Source organism: Brucella tritici, assembly GCF_008932285.1.
In the GTDB taxonomy this organism is placed as follows: Bacteria; Pseudomonadota; Alphaproteobacteria; order Rhizobiales; family Rhizobiaceae; genus Brucella; species Brucella tritici.
The window spans coordinates 187134-206066 of the sequence record NZ_WBVY01000006.1 but is presented as its reverse complement, the minus strand read 5'-3'; the positions used below and the strand labels follow the sequence as shown (position 1 = coordinate 206066).

Genomic DNA, 18933 nt, shown 5'->3' with positions numbered 1-18933 from the left:
CGCCCTTGCTGTTCGGCTAACGGTTCCCATCACCAGGGCCCGTAGAGGACTTTCACCTCCAAGTCATCGAACGGATACCATCCCGGTCGAGCGATGCTTGCGCACCACGCGCCATGCTCGGCGCACCCAATAAAAAACCCGGCTTTTGCCGGGTTTTTCGTCAATCAGGTTGGAAGTCTGATCAGGCCTTCTTGCCGTGGAAACCACGGATAGCACCGATAATCTTGTCGTGATCGGCTTCCGACAGATAGGGGTGCATCGGCAGGCTCAGAATACGGTTCGGCAGGCTTTCCGAAACCGGAAGACCGCCCGGTGCAACCGGATAATGCTTGTATGCGGTCTGCTGGTGCAGGGGCTTCACATAATAGATGACCGAAGGAATGCCTTCCGCCTGAAGATGTGCCTTCAAACCGTCACGGTTTTCGCTCTCGATGGAATATTGAGCCCATGCCGAACGGTTTCCAGCCGGAAGGGCGGGAACCTTGACGACATCCTTCAGCGCTTCATTGTAGCGCTTGGCGATACGGTCACGTGCTTCCATTTCGTCTTCCAGAATCGCAAGCTTTTCCAGAAGGACAGCGGCCTGGATCGTATCGAGGCGCGAGTTGATGCCGATACGGACATTGTCGTACTGGGTCTCGCCCTTGCCATGGAACAGGACTGAACGCAGCGTATCAGCCAGTTCGGCGTCGTTGGTGAACATAGCACCGCCGTCGCCGTAGCAGCCGAGAGGCTTGGCCGGATAGAAGCTCGTCGCGCCGACATGGCCGAACGCACCGCACATGACATTGTCACGCTTGCCGCCGATCGACTGCGCAGCATCTTCGATGACGAACAGGCCTTCGCGGTCGGCGATGGCGCTGATGCGGTTATAGTCGGCAGCCAGACCGAACAGATCGACCGGAATGATCGCCTTTGGCTGCAGGCGGCCTTCCTTGCGGATAGCGGCGATGGCAGCTTCAAGCTGCTCGACATTCAGATTGTAGGTTTCCGCATCTACGTCGATGAACACCGGCTCTGCGCCGACCAGCGCAACAACTTCCGCCGTGGCAGCAAAGGTGAAGGACGGAACGAAGACAGCGTCACCTGGGCCGATGCCGCGTGCCATCAGAGGCATCTGCAAGGCGTCGGTGCCGTTTGCACAGGCAATGACATGTTCCACGCCCAGATATTCGCCGAGCTTCTTTTCGAATTCGGCCACTTCCGGTCCAAGAATATAACGGCCTTCCGCAACAACCTTGGAAATGGCGGCATTGAGACGGTCTTCGATACGCGCGCGCTGCGCTCCAAGATCAATAAACTGCATGTTGGCTCCAATATATCTGGCCCGCACAAATGGATATGCGAATCCTCGGCAACCTATTTATTCGCTTGCGCCCTGCCCCGCTATGGCCAGAGCGTTCAAAGTTTTGCGATTCCTGTAACACCGCTTGACGCAGATTACCCGGATCGCACGACTCCCTTTTAACGCGGGTGCCGGACAGTGCCTTCCGTAAGAATGCGCAGCACGCTGATCGCTTCCTTGCCATCGGTACGCGGCTTTTCGCGCGTCTCAATGCAATGCATGAAATGCTGCAATTCGCGTGTCAGCGGCATGCCTTCCTCAACCGGGATATAGACCGGCTCGACGGATTTGAAAGACCACTGATCGTTTTCCCGCCAGACTTCATGATTGTAGAGCGCAAGCTTGCGATCCCAGGGCTCGCCATCGTCGAACACGGCCATGCCCTTTGTGCCGGTGACTGTCAGGCGGCGCTCGCGATAGGCATTCAGGCGCGACGCAAACAGATGGCCGCGGATGCCATTCGGAAAATCGAGATGAAGATGGGCTATATCGGTGAGATGATCGAGCGTCGCGACGCCTTCCCCACGAACCGCGTTGGGTTCTTCGCCGGTAATGGCCAGAATCATCGAAAGGTCGTGCGGCGCAAGATCCCACAGGGCATCGAACTCGTTGTGGAACTTGCCGAACCCGACGCGATGCGAATGCACATAGCGAATATCGCCGAGCTCGCCGCTTTTCACCATGTCGAGAAGCTTTTCGAAGGCCGGATGGAAACGCAGCACATGGCCAACCATGAACACGCGACCGTTCTCGCGGGCAGCTTCCACTTCGGCTTCTGCAGCCGGAATGTCGAGCGCGATTGGCTTTTCGACCAGAACGTCCTTGCCGTTCTTCACTGCCTGAATGGCATATTGTGAATGAAACTGCGCTGGCAGCGCCAGAACGATGCCATCAATGTCTGGACGCGTGAACAATTCATCGACGGGAATGCTCGGAACATTGAACTCGGTCGCGAAGCGTTCCGCCTGTTCTGTCCTTGAGTCCGAGACTGCCTGAAGGGCACCGAGGCTCTTCAGGGTACGAATGTGATTGCCGCCCCAATAGCCGCAACCCAAAACCGCAATACGAGGTGCCATAAAACTATGCCTTTGCTGATGCAAAGTTCCTTATCGGTGCAAATGATAGAAAACAAGACGAAAGCTATGCGAAGAGTGCTTGACAGCATTTCATTCCGCACATATACCGCCGCCATTCCTTGCAGGAACAACGATTTGTCCCACCGGAAACGGCGATCATGAAGTTGTCTCTGTAAAGCGACGTGTGGCGGAGTAGCTCAGTAGGTTAGAGCAGAGGAATCATAATCCTTGTGTCGGGGGTTCGAATCCCTCCTCCGCTACCATCGTTCTCCCTCTCCAGACATCTGTGTCAAATGCCTATAGCTTGACCGGCTATCGATGCGCTTTATGTTGTGCGCGTCATTATTTAACGTCGGCACATTCATGCAAGTCATCGCTCTCGATCATGTTCAACTGGCAATGCCTGAAGGTCAGGAGCAGAAAGCGCGCGATTTTTATGGTTCGACCCTCGGCTTTTCGGAAGTTCCAAAGCCTGAGAATCTGGCGGCTCGCGGCGGTTGCTGGTTTGAGAATGGAGCAATCAAGCTTCATCTGGGCGTCGAGCGCCCCTTCACGCCCGCACGCAAGGCACATCCTGCATTTCTGGTCGACGACCTGCACGAAATGATTGCGCATCTGACGCGAGCAGGCATCGAAACTATCGTGGATGAGTCACTGCAAGGTTATGAGCGTTGCTACATCCACGACCCATTCGGCAACCGTATCGAATTGATGCAGAAGATAGCCTGACGGCAATAGCCATCAGGCTATAAGTTTTAATTCGCTGCGGCAGCGATGATACGGCATAGTCCGTCGCGTACCACCGACTTGCTGGTCGCCTGCCCCGCCTGAATACTGAAGATCGCGTCAACACGAGTGCCCTTGCCCTGCGCCCGTGCAGTGACGCGCAAGGTCTGGATGCGGCCTGATCCGGTCGTTTCCTGAAAAGCGTCTATGGAAGCGAGTTGCTTGTTGATCTTGATGCCCGAAAACCCTTCGGCTGCGACGGCTTGCGCCAGACGCTGCAAAGCTGTCGATGATTTCACACCGGCAAAGCTTTGTGTCGAGCGATAGCTAATCGCAGTGACGAGCGGAACACCCTCGGACTTGAAATTCTGTTCGCACGAAGCGGCAAAGCCCGCTCCGGTTGTCGCCAGGGTCAACAGACCCGCAAGCAGAAACACCCGCATTCATCTCTCCCTCAACTATATTAGACATTTAGACTATTAAATCGTGACAGCGGTTTCGCCAACGGGAAGTTGATGGCCATGCGGCAACACTTCACTGGATTGTAGCCGGTGCAGCGACTATATCCGGCTCAGAGTCCGCTTTCCGGCGCAACGACATCAAACAGTGATCATGACCGTTCTCATCAATCAGCCTCATCCGTCCATCGATCCGGCCTCCATTGAAAAGCTGGTGGCCACATTCTACGGACGCGCGCGCGAGGATGAAGTCATCGGGCCGATCTTTGCCGATGCAGTTCACGACTGGGATCATCACATCGCGCAGATTGCTGCATTCTGGTCGTCGGTAATCCTCAAGACCGGCAATTATGACGGGCGCCCCATGGCGCCGCATCTCAAGCTGGGGCTGAAGAACGAACATTTCGACCGCTGGCTCGACCTTTTCGAGAAAACCGCGCGCGAAATATTCCCTCCGGAAGCCGCAATCATTTTCATTGATCGGGCCCGACGCATTGCCGACAGCTTTGAAATGGCAATCGCCACCAACACAGGCCGGATTTCCGCACCACGGCATTCACGCCGTCCGCTTTAACCAGGGTCGCACGCAACCCCTGCGCGCAATGCAACATATCTTGTCATCGAATATTTAACTATATAAGCACGTCCACAGAATAGGCGGACTGTAGTTCAGTCACGTCAACAGAAAATAAAGGCTTGTGGGAGCACAAAAGGCCAAACGCATGCTGGTGTGTTTGCGATATCACTAATATTCGCAACATATCACTTGCATAAAGGGGCAGAATTTCGAACAGTCACCGCAGCTTTTTTGAAAGCTCGATAGATCGTGTATCGCGTCAACCCAGACGCGAAGCTTCGACTTGAGCGGATATGCAGGGAGTTAAACTATGAATGAATCCATTCGCGAACTTTTGGCCAAGGTCGGCGGACTGCCGGGCCAGGTGACGGACATTGCAGACGACGCTGATCTTTACAGCGCAGGCCTGTCTTCCTTTGCCTCGGTACAGCTCATGCTCGGCCTGGAAGACAAGTTCGACATCGAATTTCCGGACCAGTATCTCAATCGCAAATCTTTCGCGAGCATCAAGGCCATCGAACAGACGGTCACCCAGATTCTCAAGGACAAAGAGGCTGCATAATGAATGCCGGGGCGGGGAACAGTCTTTCAGAGCGAGTGGGCCGCGTTGCGGCCATAGCGGGTAAATTTTCCGATAGCGTCGATAAGGAAGGCCGCTTCCCGTGTGAAGCTATCGATGCGATGAAGGCCGAGGGCCTGCTTGGCATTCAGGTGCCGAGCGAGTTCGGTGGAGAGAGCGCGGAAATCGACCAGATTGCGGAATTGTGCTGCGTTCTCGGCCAGTCCTGTGCGTCGAGCGCAATGATTTTCGCCATGCATCACATCAAGCTTTCGAGCCTGGTGGAACACGGCCAGACGGTCGAATGGCACCGGGATTTCATGCGCAAGGTCGCAAAAGACCAGCTTCTGCTTGCTTCGGCTACGACCGAAGGGGGCATTGGCGGCGATCTGCGCAACTCGATCTGCGCTATCGAGGTCGAAGGTAATATCTGCCGTCTGGAAAAGAATGCCACCGTCATTTCCTATGGCTCTCATGCGGATGCCATTCTGATCACATCGCGCTCCCACAAGGATGCCGCATCGTCGGATCAGGTGATGACCGTGTTCCTGAAAGACCAGTACACGCTCGAAAAGACCCATGACTGGGACACGCTCGGCATGCGCGGCACCTGCTCGGAGGGCTTTGTGTTCCGTGGCGAAGCGGACAAGGTGCAGATTCTGCCACATCCCTTTGCTGAAATCGCAGCGCAATCCATGCTGGCGCAGTCGCATACGCTGTGGAGCTCGCTCTGGTATGGCATCGCCGTCGATGCGGTCAACCGGGCGCAGGCATTCGTGCGTGCCGCCGCAAAGCGCAATCCGGGCGCGCCGCAACCGGGCGCCTTGCGTGTGGCTGAAGCATCGAACATGCTGCAAATGCTGAAATCCGAAATCGTCGCCTGCCTCAAGACATATCGCGAAGCGAAGCACGATCCGGACAAGCTGGCCTCGATGGGCTTTGCGATTGCGATGAACAATCTCAAGATTGCCGCGTCACAGACGATCCTTCAGATCATTAATCACGCCATGCTGGTCTGCGGCATCATGGGCTACAAGAACGGTACGCCTTTCAGCCTTGGCCGCCATTTGCGTGACGCGCATTCCGCGCAGCTGATGATTTCAAACGAGCGCATCCTCGGCAATACGGCCACCATGCTGCTCATTCACAAACAGAACACCAGCCTTTTGGGATAATTGCCATGGATGCTCAGAGATCATTTCTCGACCGGCTTTTCGATTCCGGTCTCCTGATCGACACCGGCGTGGAAGGTCTTTACGGACGCTCCGGCCAGTTCGAAGATGTCATCCAGGCATTTGAACGCCTGATCGACCGCACCGGAGGCAATGACGGTGCCGAAGCGATCCGTTTCCCCCCCGGCATGAATCGCGCTTTTTTCGAAAAAAGTGGCTATATGAAAAGCTTTCCGCAGCTCGCTGGCACGGTGCACAGCTTCTGCGGCTGCGAGCTTGACCACGTCAATCTCATCAAATGCATGGATGAAGGCACGGACTGGACGCTGGAGCAGAAGGCGACGGACATCGTGCTGACGCCTGCGGCCTGTTATCCGCTCTATCCGACAGTCGCCAAGCGTGGACCGCTGCCGCAGAGCGGCGGACTCTACGACCTGCAATCCTATTGCTTCCGCCATGAACCGTCGGTCGACCCTGCCCGCCAGCAGCTTTTCCGCATGCGTGAATATGTGCGCATGGGCACGGAAGCCGATGTGATGTCGTTCCGCCAGCTCTGGATCGACCGTGGCACGGAAATGATGAAGAAGGTTGAACTGCCGGTCGAGATCGACGTCGCCAACGACCCGTTCTTCGGACGTGCTGGCAAGTTGCTGGTCAACAACCAGCGCGACCAGAACCTGAAATTCGAACTGCTGATCCCGATCACCAGCGTCGAAAAGCCGACCGCCTGCATGAGCTTCAACTATCATCAGGACCAGTTCGGCGTGAAGTGGGGGCTCTCGCTTGATGACGGTGCCGTGGCACACACGGCTTGCGTCGGGTTCGGGCTGGAACGTATTGCGCTGGCGCTCTTCCATCATCACGGTCTGGATGTTGAAATCTGGCCGGAAAACGTACGCAAGGAATTGTGGGGCTGATCGCGACCATGCAGGCAGTTTTTCCGAACATCGCGCCCGACCGTTACACGCCGCACGCTTTGCATGCCCAGACGCGTATCTGGCCGGAAACCAACTGCTATGTCGATCTTTGGATCGAAGTGCTGGCAACATTGGGTGCCGCCCCGGAAGCCATGCTCGGCTTCACGCTGACACAGGATTTCGAGGGCGACCAGTTCACCTTCTTCAAGGTGCCGCTGGAAGACCTTGAAGCCCTTTATGGCGTTCGGGCGACGGAGCTTGCGATTTTTGATCATGTGGAAAGCCATGTCGCCGAGCAGATCGCGCGCGGACGTCTGTGCATGATCGAAATGGACAGCTACTTCATGCCGGATACGCATGGCGTCAGCTACCGCACAGAACACGGCAAGACGACCATCGCCATCAACCGTATGGACGTCGAAAACCGCTCGCTCGATTATTTCCACAATGGCGGTTTCTATCACCTCGAAGGTGAGGATTTCGACGGCGTTTTCCAGCGTCATCTGACGGAAACCGACCTGCCCTTCCTGCCCTACACGGAATTTGCCAAGTTTCCGAAGCATGTGCCGGATGAGGCGCATCAGCGACGCATCGCCGAAATCCTTCTGACGCGCCATTTTGCGCGCAGGCCGAAGGAAAACCCGATCCGCGCTTTTGCCAGCGTGTTCCCAGTTCAGGTCGAAGCAATCGCGGAACGCCCGTTCGGCTTCTTCCATAAATATGCGTTCAACACGCTGCGCCAGCTCGGCGCCAATTTCGAACTCGCGGCAAGTCATCTCGACTGGCTCGGCCAAGGAAAGCACTTCGCAGCGGCCTCGGCAGACGCCTTGCAGATTGCGGAAACGTCAAAGGCTGTTCAGTTCCAGCTCGCCCGTGCGGTCATGCGCAAGAAATTCGACGCATTGGCCGGAACGCTACAACCGGCGGCAGATGCCTGGGATCGGATGACGGCAGCGCTTGTAGCAGAACTTGGTCGCGATGCGGCTTGAACTAAACTCGACCAGCCGACCGCTCTCGACCGGGTGGCGGCTTGTCATCACCGGCCCGGATGCGGCGCAAACGCCGCTTGACGCGAAGTCTGGTACGGCGATCGATGACGCGCCGGTGCCCGGCACAGTGGCGGAAGCTCTGGAGAAATCAGGACGTTTCGACAGAAACAATCCCGTAGCGCTCGATAACAGGCAAGCCTGGTATTTCCTCGATATCGAGGAGGCACCCGGCCCCGCCATACTCCGCTTTTCCGGGCTCGCCACGATATGCGACATCTTTTTCAATGGCGAATTGCTGCTGCAAACCGACAGCATGTTTCTCGGCTATGATTTGCCGGTTACACTGACGGGCAAGGACGAGCTTGCCCTGTGTTTTCGCGCGCTCGCGCCTCGCCTCAGCCAGAAAGGCCCACGTGCCCGCTGGCGCACGCAACTGATGAACACACAAGGCCTGCGCCTTATCCGCACAACAGCACTCGGCTATATGCCGGGCTGGTGCCCGGAAGTGCATGCCGTAGGTCCATGGCGTCCGATTTCAATCAGCCGTTCCGATGCTGAAGCCATATCCGACATCGCCATTCAGGCAAGACTGACCGAAACCGGTGATGGCGAACTCCAGGTCAGCTTTACCTATAGCGGCAAGGCCGAGGCACCCATTCTCCATTGCGCAGGGCAACAAATCGCCTGCAAGCGCCAGACTGGCAATCAGTGGACGGCAAGACTGATGCTTCCCAGCGTCAAACCGTGGTGGCCGCACACGCACGGCAATCCAGCGCTTCACAATGTCGAACTTTCACTTGACGGCGAACTACGCCCGCTCGGGCGCACCGGCTTCCGCCGCATCGAGGTTGATCGCGGGTCGGACGGCAAGGGCTTAGCAGTCAGGATCAATGGCGAGAAGATTTTCTGCCGCGGCGCGGTATGGAGTTCTGCCGATATCGTCCGCCTTCCCGGCGCCCGCGACGATTACGAACCATGGCTGAAGCTCGCGCAGGAAGCGGGCATGAACATGCTGCGGCTGAGCGGCATCACCGCCTATGAGACACCGGATTTCTATGCGCTTTGCGACGAGTTGGGCATCATGGTGTGGCAGGACTTTATGTTCGCCAATTTCGACTATCCGGTGAAGGACGAAGCATTTGTCACAAAGGTGCAGGCAGAAGCGTCTCAGCTTCTGACCGCTGTCCGACATGCGCCATCGCTGACGGTCTTTTGTGGCGGCAGTGAAATTTACCAGCAGGGCGCAATGATGGGCCTGCCGGAAGCGACCTGGAAAGGCCCGCTTACCGAGGAGATCCTGCCCGGTATTGTCGGCAAGCTTTGCCCCGATGTTCCCTATGTGCCGAATTCGCCCTGTGATGGTGCCCTCCCCTTTATCAGCAATGAAGGCGTCAGCCATTATTATGGTGTCAGCGCCTATTGCCGTCCACTGGAAGATGCGCGGCGTGCGGAAGTACGTTTTGCGACCGAATGTCTGGCCTTCTCCAACGTGCCCGAAGCGCGCACGCTGAAAACCCATCTCGATGTGCCGCCGGTTCACGATCCGCGCTGGAAAGCACGTGTGCCCCGTGACCGTGGCGTTTCATGGGACTTCGAGGATGTGCGGGACGCCTATCTGGAGATGTTATACGGTTACGATCCAGCACGACTGCGACGCGAAGATGTGGAACAATATCTCCACCTCTCCCGTGCTGTCACAGCGGAAGTGATGGAAGCTACCTTCGCCGAATGGAGACGACCGGGAAGTACTTGTTTCGGTGGCCTACTCTGGATGTTTCAGGACCTGTTGCCCGGCGCGGGCTGGGGCATGATCGATGCGACCGGTGAACCCAAAGCCTCATGGCATGGCCTGAAACGCGCTTTCCGTCCACAGCAGGTCGCCTTGACAGACGAAGGCGTTAATGGCCTCGCGATCCATGTTTTAAACGAACAGGCCGAAACCGCTGATCTTTCGCTTGAATTAGCATGTCTGCGTGCCGGTTCGCAGCCGGTGGTTTCCGGTCGTCGCGATCTTTCGATTGCCGGCCGCTCAGCGATCACCATCGCTGCAACGGATATGTTCGGCACGTTCTTCGATGTGACGTATGCCTATCGTTTCGGCCCTCCAGCCCATGACGTGACGGTGGCGCGACTGAAGCGCAATGACATTACGATTGCCGAGGCATTTCACTTTCCGCTCGGACGAACAAAGGCATTTCACGACGCCACTATCGAAGTGGCTCTCATCGAAGAGAACGGAAACTGGTTCCTCGATCTGAAAACGCTGGTTCTGGCCCAATCTGTCAGCATCGATGCCGGTGACTGGCGGGCTGCCGAGAACTGGTTTCACCTTGCTCCCAACGAGGCGAAACGCATCGCCCTTATTCCGCGTAAGGCGACACCCGAAAAGCCGTCTGGAGAAATCCGCATCGCCGGTTCGTCACGGATCGTCTGGTTCTAATCCCGTAAGGTCATTGCGCGGATCGTGTCGATATAGATTTCGCGCGAATGTTCCGGTGTGAGATTATGATCGGCATCTGGAATGATGGCGACTGACGCATTGTCGAAGCCTTTCAGGCCGGTGCCCATCTGATCGAAATAGAAATTGAAATGCTCGCGCCCAACATCCTTCTCAGCGTAAACGAGCGCCAGTGGCACCTCACGCTGCTTCAGTTCGTCAAAAGCCGAATAGACTGCCCGTCCTTCCACTGTGCGGCTGCGCAGAAGCTTGCGTGCCAGACCGCGAATACGCCCTGCAACCCCGCGCGTGAGGTTGCGCAGGATGGCACGGATATCCAGTTCACCGCGAAACAGGCGCTGGAATGTTTCGGCGCGGAGCGCGCGACTGCCATAATCCTCCAGCGTGCGCTTGCCTTCTCGAACTGCATCTTCGACCGAGCGTCCCGGCGCCCAGTAGAATGTCTCCGGATTGACGAGGACCGCGCCTGAAACGCGCTCATCTTTCAAGGCGCTGTGGAACCCCAGAAAAGCACCGCTGCACCGCCCGGCGATCACAGGACGGCCCCAGTCAATGGAGTCGAGATAGTCGAGGGCTTCGGCAACATCGGCCTCTGCCCCGTTGGTGTAAAGTACCTGTTCCGGCATCCCCGGATTGGGCGGGCTGTCGCCTGCATTCGCAATATCGAAGCGCAGTGACGCTATCCCTTCCCGCGCAAGCTTACGCGCCATATCGACAGTCGTGCGTCCCCATCCTATACGTCGATCATAGGCTGCGGAGAGAAACAGGACCGCCCTGCCCCGCCGCTCACCCAAGGGGGCGCAGAGAACACCGGAAAGGCGATTGTCGGAACCGAACGAGACAGACGTTTCGACAAAACCATCGCCCGTCAAAGTACCGCCAAGTGCACTTTCATCCGGCTTGTTCCGTGCGGGCGCGGAACCTGCAATACCTGCCGCCCAGTCCACAAGCCGGTCCGCAACTTCCACCGGCAGGCGTGAGATGACCGGGTTCGAAATCAGCTTGTCATAATCGGTAAAGGCTTCAACCGTCACATCAGCGCCAAGCTTTTCCAGATGCGTTGCCAGTTCGGCATCGTTCGGACGGTCCGTCCGCGCCAGCAAAAGACATTGAGGCGCAGGCTTTGTCTCCAGCGACAGAAGATTTATCTTCTTCACATCAGCAGCCACTTGCGGCTGCATTGTCAGCGATGCGATGGAAACGCTGTTCTTGATCCTTTGCTCGTCCGTCAGTCCCAGATCGGCATCGACCATGCTCGACCAGACGGCCAGTTCACGCGTGTAGAACCGCCCGGAAATGACAGGTGCCAGAAGCGCCAATGCCGCAACACCTTCGATCCGGGCCGCCGTTTGGGCAGCAATCGCGGCACCAAGGCTCTGTCCAATGATGATGATACGGCTTGCCCCCGACAGGTCACGCGCCTTCCGGGCAGCTTCGGCAAGCGTATTGTACCAGAGTTCCAGCCCGTTGGAAAAGTCGATGTCGTCGCGTCCGTCACCCGTACCGGGCCAATCGAAGCGGAAGGAACCTATCCCGCGCACCGCAAGTCCGTCGGCGATGATGCGCCAGAATTTGCGTGTCGTGCAGAGTTCCTCCAGCCCCCAGGGGCTTGCAAAGACCACAACCGTATCGAGAGATTGGCCGACGGGCGCCTGATAAAGGCCCAGCGTGTCGCAGAAGACGACCGGACTGGCGGCGGACCGCACAGTATTTCCCGATTGTCTGAAGGATGTTTCGTTTGCCACCCTGTCGCCCATGCCCAATGCACCCCATCACAGAAATCACATCCTGCAATAATGGAAATCGCGCACGGCACCAAGGATTTATCGCATTGATTGCGACAGTTCGACCCCGCCGTGCGTCAAGCGCGGCAGGGTTGCAACAGGTAGAGCCCATCTTCCAAAGGTGGAAGCTGCTCAAGAGAACGGATCAGGCCGCTGGCTTGGTCTTTTCGCCTTCCAGCAGCTTTTCGTGACGCAGCAGCATGCCGTAGAGATCCCGCGGCTCATCTGGATCGGCAAGAAGATCCAGCTTTTCGTAGAAGCCGGTATCCTTCAGCTTGTCACGCACATAGCGCAGAGCCGAGAAATCCTCGGTTGCAAAGCCGACAGAGTCGAACAGCGTAATCTGGCGGGCATCGTTGCGTCCGGCGATCTTGCCAGTGATAACTTCCCAAAGCTCCTTGACCGGATAATCTTCCGGCAACTGCTGGATTTCGCCTTCGATGCGGGTCTGCGGCGGATATTCGACGAAGATGTCCGAACGGCGCAGAATATCCCCGTGCAGTTCCGTCTTGCCGGGGCAGTCGCCGCCAACCGCATTGATGTGCACGCCCGATCCGACCATGTTGTCGGTCAGGATCGTTGCATTGGCCTTGTCGGCGGTCACGGTGGTGATGATGTCCGCACCCTCGACAGCCTCTTCGACCGTCTTGCAGGCAACGATGTCGAAACCGGCGCCCTGCAGGTTGCGCATGCACTTGGCAGTCGCTTCCGGATCAAGATCGTAGAGACGCAGCTTGTCGACGCCGAGCAGTGCCTTGAAAGCCAGAGCCTGGAATTCGCTCTGCGCGCCATTGCCGATGATGGCCATCGTGCTGGAATTCTTCGGGGCCAGATGCTTGGCGGCTACTGCCGAAGTCGCGGCAGTGCGCAGCGCAGTCAGGATGGTCATTTCGGTCAGCAGCATCGGATAGCCGCTGCCCACATCGGCAAGAACGCCGAATGCCGTGACGGTCTGAAGACCTTCACGCGTGTTCTTCGGGTGGCCATTCACATATTTGAAGCCGTAGAGCGTACCGTCGCTCGTCGGCATCAGCTCAATCACGCCTTCCTTCGAGTGCGAAGCCACACGCGGTGTCTTGTCGAAGTTTTCCCAGCGACGGAAATCTTCTTCGACATAGTCGGCGAGTTCCTTGAGGAAAGTTTCCACGCCGACGGACAGCACCAGCTTCATCATATGATCGACGCTGACGAAGGGGACGATATTGAGGTTCGGTTGGGTCATTATTGCTCCTTGAGCGCATCCCGAAAAGTGCGAAGCGGTTTTCGGACCAAGATGCGCGTAATACAATTAGCTTGAGCATTCTACCCCGGATGAACCCATCCGGCGCTTTACGAATGCGGCCTCCTGAATTCAGTAATTGATGGTTGGACGGTCCATGACGCTGCGGCCCAGCAGGCTCGCCATCAGGTCGACCATCACAGTTGCGGTACGTCCGCGCTCATCGAGGAACGGATTAAGCTCCACGAGATCGAGGCTCGTCACCAGATCGCTGTCATGCAGCATTTCCATGATGAGATGCGCTTCACGGAAGGTCGCGCCACCCGGAACCGTGGTGCCAACGGCAGGCGCAATCGAAGGTTCTAGGAAATCGACGTCGAGGCTGACGTGCAGAAGGCCGTTTTCGTCCTTCACGCGCTGCAGGAAGCGGCGCAACAGGGCTGCCACACCATGCTCATCGATGAGGCGCATATCATAGACGGCAACTTCGGTCTGCTTGATCGCAGTACGTTCTGCCGGATCAACACTGCGAATACCCATCATGCAAACATTGGCGGGATCAATCGGTGCTGCCAGAGCCGGGAAGTAGCCCTCAAAGCCCTTCTGGCCCGTGTAATAGGCAACTGGCGTGCCATGCAGATTGCCGCTGCCCGTCGTTTCCAGAGTATGGAAATCCGTATGCGCATCAAGCCACAGCACAAATTGCTTGCGACCCTTTTCAGCGGCACGGCGCGCGATGCCCGGAACGGTGCCGGCAGCGAGCAAATGATCCCCGCCAAGGAAGATCGGAAAACCCTCTTCGCTCTCACGATAAGCGGCTTCGCTGATTGCTTCGATCCAGGCAACAGCCTGCGGCAAAGCCTTGATTACAGGATTAGGATGAGACACCGGGCGCAATTCAGCCGGGGCCAGATTGCCGAGATCGGTAAACTCGTGACCGAGTTCGCGAATTGCATCCGCAATGCCAGCGGCACGATAACCGTCCGGTCCCATATTGCAGCCCAGACGACCCGTGCCTTCCTGAACCGGCAATCCCAAAATCTTGCAATGCATAAAGTGCTACTCCAAAGAAATTATTGCCCTAGATTGACCATTTACGCTTGGCGATGTGAAGCAACCGGATTGGCAATTTTAACGGTTTGGTTTATCAGAATGTCGGATTGGCTTTTCAAAATGGAGAAAACATGGACGATCTGGATGAAAAGCTGATTACGCTTTTGCGCCACAATGGACGACGCAGCATTTCGGATATTGCAATCGATCTCGGCGTTTCACGAGCCACCGTGCGAGCGCGCATGGAGCGCCTGGAAAATTCCGGTGACATCATCGGCTATACGGTGATCCTGCGCTCGGATGCTGTCGATCTGCCGGTGCGCGGCATCATGATGATAGAAATCGAAGGCAATGTCGCCGACCGTGTGGTCAAGGCGCTTGGCGGTTTTTCGGAAGTTTCCGCCGTCCACACCACCAATGGCCGTTTCGACCTTGTGGTGGAACTGGGCGCTGCCACGCTCACCGATTTTGATGCCGTGCTGCGCCGCATCAGGCTGGTGCCGGGCATCAAGGCCAGCGAAACCAATCTTCTGCTGGCAACACCACGTTCGACGCGAGCGCGTCTGTAATAAAAAAGCCGGAGGATACTCCGGCTTTTTCACTTCTATTAGGCGAGGATCGGATAATCCGTGTAACCCTTGGCGCCACCGCCATACATATGCTGCTGGTCCAACTCATTAAGCGGCGAGTTGTCCTTCAAACGACGAACGAGATCCGGATTCGAGATGAACGGCTTGCCAAAGGCCACGACGTCAGCGCGGCCGCTTTCGACTTCCTCTTCCGCTAGCTCACGATCATATCCATTGTTGACCATCCAGGCAGCTTCGCCGCCCGCATCGCGATAGACCTGCTTGAGACGCGCATAATCGAATGGCTGCGGACCCTGCTGGAAATCGCGCGGACCGCCGGTCGCACCTTCGATGATGTGAACATATGCAAGACCGTAAGAGCCAAGCTTTTCGACCACATAGTCGAACAGCGGCTGCGGATCGGAATCCGACGCGTCATTGGCCGGCGTCACCGGCGAAAGGCGGATGCCAACCTTGCCAGCACCAACCGCCTTCGTCACGGCGTCAACGACTTCGAACAGGAAGCGGGCACGGTTTTCAATCGAGCCGCCATATTCATCAGTGCGGTGATTGCTGCCCGAACGCAGAAACTGGTCGATTAGGTAGCCATTTGCAGCGTGGATTTCCACACCGTCGAAACCGGCCACTTCAACCGCATCCTTGGCCGCCTTGCCATAGGTGGCGACGATTTCCGGTAGCTCGCTCTTGTCCAGTGCACGTGGTTCGGAGGTCGGTGCGAAGCCGCCCGTGCCATCAGGCTGAACCAGATAGGTCTTGGACTTGGCCGTGATCGCGGAAGGCGCCACCGGCTTGCCACCATTTGGCTGCAACGTATTGTGCGAAATACGGCCCACATGCCACATCTGCACGACGATCTTGCCGCCTGCGCTATGCACGGCATCGGTTACACGCTTCCAGCCGGCAAGCTGCTCATCGGAATAAAGGCCCGGCACATCGGCATAGCCCTGTCCCTGATGGCTGATCGGCGTTGCCTCGGTGATGATAAGACCGGCGCTTGCGCGCTGTTCATAATAGGTGACGTTGAGATCATTCGGCACGGCACGGGGCGAGCGATTACGCGTCAGCGGCGCCATGACGATGCGATTGGCAAGCTTTAAATCACCGATGGTGACTGGATCGAACAATGTGGCCATAGATACATTCCTTCAAATGGGAAAGATTGGGCAAATGGGAAAGGTTAGGCAGGTGGATTAAAGATCGGACACAGCTTTGATGAAGGCGGTTATCGCCTCCTCATCGCGCTTGTAGAAGGTCCATTGGCCGACGCGATGGGGTGTAATCAGACCCGCTTTCGTCAGCACGGACAAATGAGCAGAAACGGACGACTGGGAGAGGCCGCACCGTTCGAACTGGCCCGCGCACACGCCCATCTCCAGAGGCATGTGCTGATCGGAGAAATGGTTCTCCGGTTCCTTGAGCCAGCTCAAAATGTCGAGACGTACAGGATTCGCGAGTGCCTTGAGTATCTCGTCCAAAGGTATAGGCTGAACATCCGACATCGCAGTCACCTCGCTGATCTTCTGATACGTATCGTCATTTCCCGATATAAGTATTGATTGAATCCGATTTAAAAAGGGGTGAGGCGTTCACATCGCCGTGAACCTCCAAATCCATACCTTTCCTGTGGACCACCATAACGGCCTTGATTGCGTCAAACGGGCATCCGACTATGTTCGCCGTAAAGATTTGAGATTGGAATGAATATGGCCAACGATATTAAGCGCATTGCCGGGATTATAGCGGCTGAGATCAATGCAAAGCCGGAACAGGCAATCGCCGCCATTGGTCTTCTTGACGAAGGCTCAACCGTGCCATTCGTCGCCCGTTACCGCAAGGAAGTCACCGGCGGCCTTGATGATACGCAGCTGCGCCAGCTTTCAGAGCGCCTCGCCTACTTGCGCGAACTCGAGGCACGTCGCAGCTCCATTCTCGAATCGATCAAAGGTCAGAACAAGCTGACGCCGGAACTCGAACTGAAAATCGCAGGCGTCCAGACCAAGGCCGAGCTTGAAGACCTGTATCTTCCCTATAAGCCCAAGCGCCGCACTAAAGCGGAAATCGCCCGCGAACGCGGTCTTGGACCGCTTGCGGAAGCCATTCTGACCGACCGCAGGCTGGTCCCCGCAGAGATTGCTGCGCAATATCTCACCGGTGAAGTTGCCGATGTGAAAGCAGCCCTTGAAGGCGCGCGTGACATCATCGCCGAAGGCTTTGCAGAAAACGCCGAACTGATCGGCAATCTGCGCAACTATCTTAAAGATCGCGCCGTGCTGCGCTCGCACGTTGTCGATGGCAAACAGGACGCAGGCGCGAAGTTCTCCGATTATTTCGACCATTTCGAACGCTGGGCAAATGTTGCAGGCCACCGCGCTCTGGCCATGCTGCGCGGTCGCAACGAGGATTTTCTGTCGCTCGACATTGAAATCGATGCCGACGATACCTCGCCTGTGAAGCCGGTCGAACGCAAAATTGCAGCCGCCTATAACATCGGCGCAACCCTGCCCGGCGATCGCTGGCTGATGGAAGTTGCAGGCTGGGCATGGCGCGTCAAGCTTTCGCTCTCCTTGTCACTCGATCTCATGCGCGACCTGCGTGAACGCGCCGAGGAAGAAGCCATCAACGTCTTCGCCCGCAACCTCAAGGACCTGTTGCTCGCCGCACCTGCCGGTTCGCGTGCCACCATGGGTCTTGATCCAGGCATCCGCACCGGCGTCAAGGTCGCAATCGTCGATGGCACCGGCAAACTGCTCGACACAACGACAGTCTATCCGTTTCCACCAAAGAACGATGTACGCGGCACCCAGGCCGAGCTCGCAAGCCTGATCCGCAAACACAAGATCGAGCTGATTGCCATCGGCAACGGCACAGGCAGCCGCGAAACCGAACGTCTTGTCGTGGATATGCTCAACGACCTGCCAGCGCCAAAACCGCTCAAAGTCATCGTGTCGGAAGCAGGTGCATCGGTCTATTCGGCATCAGAAGCCGCAGCGAACGAATTTCCGCAGCTCGACGTATCGCTGCGCGGTGCCGTTTCCATCGCCCGCCGTCTGCAGGACCCTCTGGCAGAACTCGTCAAGATCGAGCCGAAATCCATCGGCGTTGGCCAGTATCAGCATGATGTCGATCAGTCCCGTCTGGCGCGTTCGCTCAATGCAGTGGTCGAAGATGCAGTGAACGCTGTCGGCGTTGATCTCAACACGGCATCCGCTTCGCTGCTGGCGCGTGTATCGGGTCTCGGAAAGTCTCTCGCAGAAGCAATCGTTGCGCATCGCGATGAAGCCGGAGCCTTCAAGAACCGCAAGGAGCTTTTGAAAGTCGCCCGCCTCGGCAACCGCGCTTTTGAACAATGTGCAGGCTTTCTGCGTATCGCCAACGGCACCGAGCCGCTTGATGCGTCCTCCGTTCACCCGGAAGCCTATGGCGTTGCCAAAAAGATCGTTTCCGCCTGTGGCCGCGATGTGCGCAGCCTCATGGGTGATAGCGCAGCACTTAAAAGCCTCGATCCGCGCGTCTTTGTCGATGAGCGTTTTGGTCTGCCAACTGTGCGCGACATCATTGCCGAGCTCGACAAGCCAGGCCGCGATCCGCGTCCTGAATTCAAGACAGCGACCTTTGCCGATGGCATCGATGACATCAAGGACCTGAAACCCGGAATGATGCTGGAAGGCACCGTCACAAACGTCGCAGCCTTTGGTGCCTTTGTCGATATCGGTGTGCATCAGGACGGACTTGTCCATGTTTCGCAACTCGCTGATAAGTTTGTCAAAGACCCGCATGAAGTGGTCAAGGCTGGTGATGTGGTGAAGGTGCGCGTGACCGAAGTGGATGTGCCACGCAAGCGCATCGGCCTCACAATGCGCAAGGAAGGTGGCGAAGCCCCTGCCCCACGCAACAATGCGCAGCGCGACACGAAACCTGCACAGAAGCAAAACTTCGCTCCACGCAAACAGGAACAGCCGTCAACCGGTGGTTTCGGTGCAGCCCTTCTGGAAGCGATGAAGAAGAAATAA

The 18933-nt window shown here is 57.0% G+C and carries 17 protein-coding genes and 1 tRNA gene; 10 read left to right on the top strand and 8 right to left on the bottom strand.

The genetic code is table 11. The annotated features are described in order from the left end of the window. Nucleotides 1–181: 181 nt before the first annotated feature. Nucleotides 182–1306: a DegT/DnrJ/EryC1/StrS family aminotransferase gene (locus F9K94_RS21080; RefSeq protein ID WP_151555944.1), complete on the bottom strand. Its 1125-nt coding sequence runs from the start codon at nt 1304–1306 to the stop codon at nt 182–184. Nucleotides 1307–1464: 158 nt separating this feature from the next. Continuing rightward, nucleotides 1465–2421, bottom strand: coding sequence for a Gfo/Idh/MocA family protein (locus tag F9K94_RS21075; protein WP_061345859.1), 957 nt, complete (start codon nt 2419–2421; stop codon nt 1465–1467). A 186-nt stretch (nt 2422–2607) separates the two neighbouring features. On the opposite strand from F9K94_RS21075, the gene F9K94_RS21065 reads away from it, so the two are divergent. Next, nucleotides 2608–2684 (top strand) — tRNA-Met (locus F9K94_RS21065). Nucleotides 2685–2784: 100 nt separating this feature from the next. Continuing rightward, entirely contained in the window at nt 2785–3150 is a 366-nt protein-coding gene (locus F9K94_RS21060) for a VOC family protein (protein WP_151648224.1), read from the top strand. Between the two features lie 26 nt (nt 3151–3176). Here F9K94_RS21060 and F9K94_RS21055 read toward each other — a convergent pair whose 3' ends face one another. Continuing rightward, nucleotides 3177–3590, bottom strand: a complete 414-nt coding sequence (locus F9K94_RS21055; RefSeq protein WP_061345857.1) for a hypothetical protein — start codon at nt 3588–3590, stop codon at nt 3177–3179. Nucleotides 3591–3759: 169 nt separating this feature from the next. On the opposite strand from F9K94_RS21055, the gene F9K94_RS21050 reads away from it, so the two are divergent. From F9K94_RS21050 to F9K94_RS21025, 6 genes are all read left to right on the top strand, one after another. Continuing rightward, nucleotides 3760–4179, top strand: coding sequence for a group III truncated hemoglobin (locus F9K94_RS21050; RefSeq protein ID WP_061345856.1), 420 nt, complete (start codon nt 3760–3762; stop codon nt 4177–4179). 313 nt (nt 4180–4492) lie between these two features. After that, nucleotides 4493–4744, top strand: a complete 252-nt coding sequence (locus tag F9K94_RS21045; RefSeq protein WP_061345855.1) for an acyl carrier protein — start codon at nt 4493–4495, stop codon at nt 4742–4744. Beyond that, the gene (locus F9K94_RS21040) at nt 4744–5916 is read left to right on the top strand and encodes an acyl-CoA dehydrogenase family protein (RefSeq protein WP_151648221.1); all 1173 of its coding nucleotides are present in this window, start codon (nt 4744–4746) and stop codon (nt 5914–5916) included. The genes F9K94_RS21045 and F9K94_RS21040 overlap by 1 nt, the downstream gene beginning before the upstream one ends. 5 nt (nt 5917–5921) lie before the next feature. Continuing rightward, nucleotides 5922–6830, top strand: a complete 909-nt coding sequence (locus tag F9K94_RS21035; RefSeq protein ID WP_151648219.1) for an amino acid--[acyl-carrier-protein] ligase — start codon at nt 5922–5924, stop codon at nt 6828–6830. Nucleotides 6831–6838: 8 nt separating this feature from the next. After that, entirely contained in the window at nt 6839–7819 is a 981-nt protein-coding gene (locus F9K94_RS21030) for a DUF1839 family protein (RefSeq protein ID WP_151648217.1), read from the top strand. Continuing rightward, a complete protein-coding gene (locus F9K94_RS21025) occupies nt 7809–10259 on the top strand; it encodes a glycoside hydrolase family 2 protein (RefSeq protein ID WP_151648215.1) in 2451 nt (816 codons plus the stop codon). The genes F9K94_RS21030 and F9K94_RS21025 overlap by 11 nt, the downstream gene beginning before the upstream one ends. Here F9K94_RS21025 and F9K94_RS21020 read toward each other — a convergent pair. The 3 genes from F9K94_RS21020 to rocF form a co-directional block, all read right to left on the bottom strand. Continuing rightward, the gene (locus F9K94_RS21020; protein ID WP_235920661.1) at nt 10256–11983 is read right to left on the bottom strand and encodes an alpha/beta fold hydrolase; all 1728 of its coding nucleotides are present in this window, start codon (nt 11981–11983) and stop codon (nt 10256–10258) included. The genes F9K94_RS21025 and F9K94_RS21020 overlap by 4 nt on opposite strands. 223 nt (nt 11984–12206) lie before the next feature. Beyond that, nucleotides 12207–13283, bottom strand: a complete 1077-nt coding sequence (locus F9K94_RS21015; RefSeq protein ID WP_151648211.1) for an ornithine cyclodeaminase — start codon at nt 13281–13283, stop codon at nt 12207–12209. Between the two features lie 129 nt (nt 13284–13412). Then, on the bottom strand, nt 13413–14333 hold the full coding sequence (rocF, locus tag F9K94_RS21010; RefSeq protein WP_061345849.1) for an arginase: 921 nt from the start codon (nt 14331–14333) through the stop codon (nt 13413–13415). 131 nt (nt 14334–14464) lie between these two features. On the opposite strand from rocF, the gene F9K94_RS21005 reads away from it, so the two are divergent. Next, the gene (locus tag F9K94_RS21005; RefSeq protein WP_061345848.1) at nt 14465–14902 is read left to right on the top strand and encodes an Lrp/AsnC family transcriptional regulator; all 438 of its coding nucleotides are present in this window, start codon (nt 14465–14467) and stop codon (nt 14900–14902) included. Nucleotides 14903–14940: 38 nt separating this feature from the next. Here F9K94_RS21005 and F9K94_RS21000 read toward each other — a convergent pair whose 3' ends face one another. Both F9K94_RS21000 and F9K94_RS20995 read right to left on the bottom strand, forming a co-directional pair. Beyond that, a complete protein-coding gene (locus F9K94_RS21000) occupies nt 14941–16056 on the bottom strand; it encodes an alkene reductase (RefSeq protein ID WP_061345847.1) in 1116 nt (371 codons plus the stop codon). 57 nt (nt 16057–16113) lie between these two features. Next, on the bottom strand, nt 16114–16422 hold the full coding sequence (locus tag F9K94_RS20995; RefSeq protein ID WP_061346450.1) for an ArsR/SmtB family transcription factor: 309 nt from the start codon (nt 16420–16422) through the stop codon (nt 16114–16116). 204 nt (nt 16423–16626) lie between these two features. On the opposite strand from F9K94_RS20995, the gene F9K94_RS20990 reads away from it, so the two are divergent. Continuing rightward, on the top strand, nt 16627–18933 hold the full coding sequence (locus tag F9K94_RS20990; protein ID WP_151648209.1) for a Tex family protein: 2307 nt from the start codon (nt 16627–16629) through the stop codon (nt 18931–18933).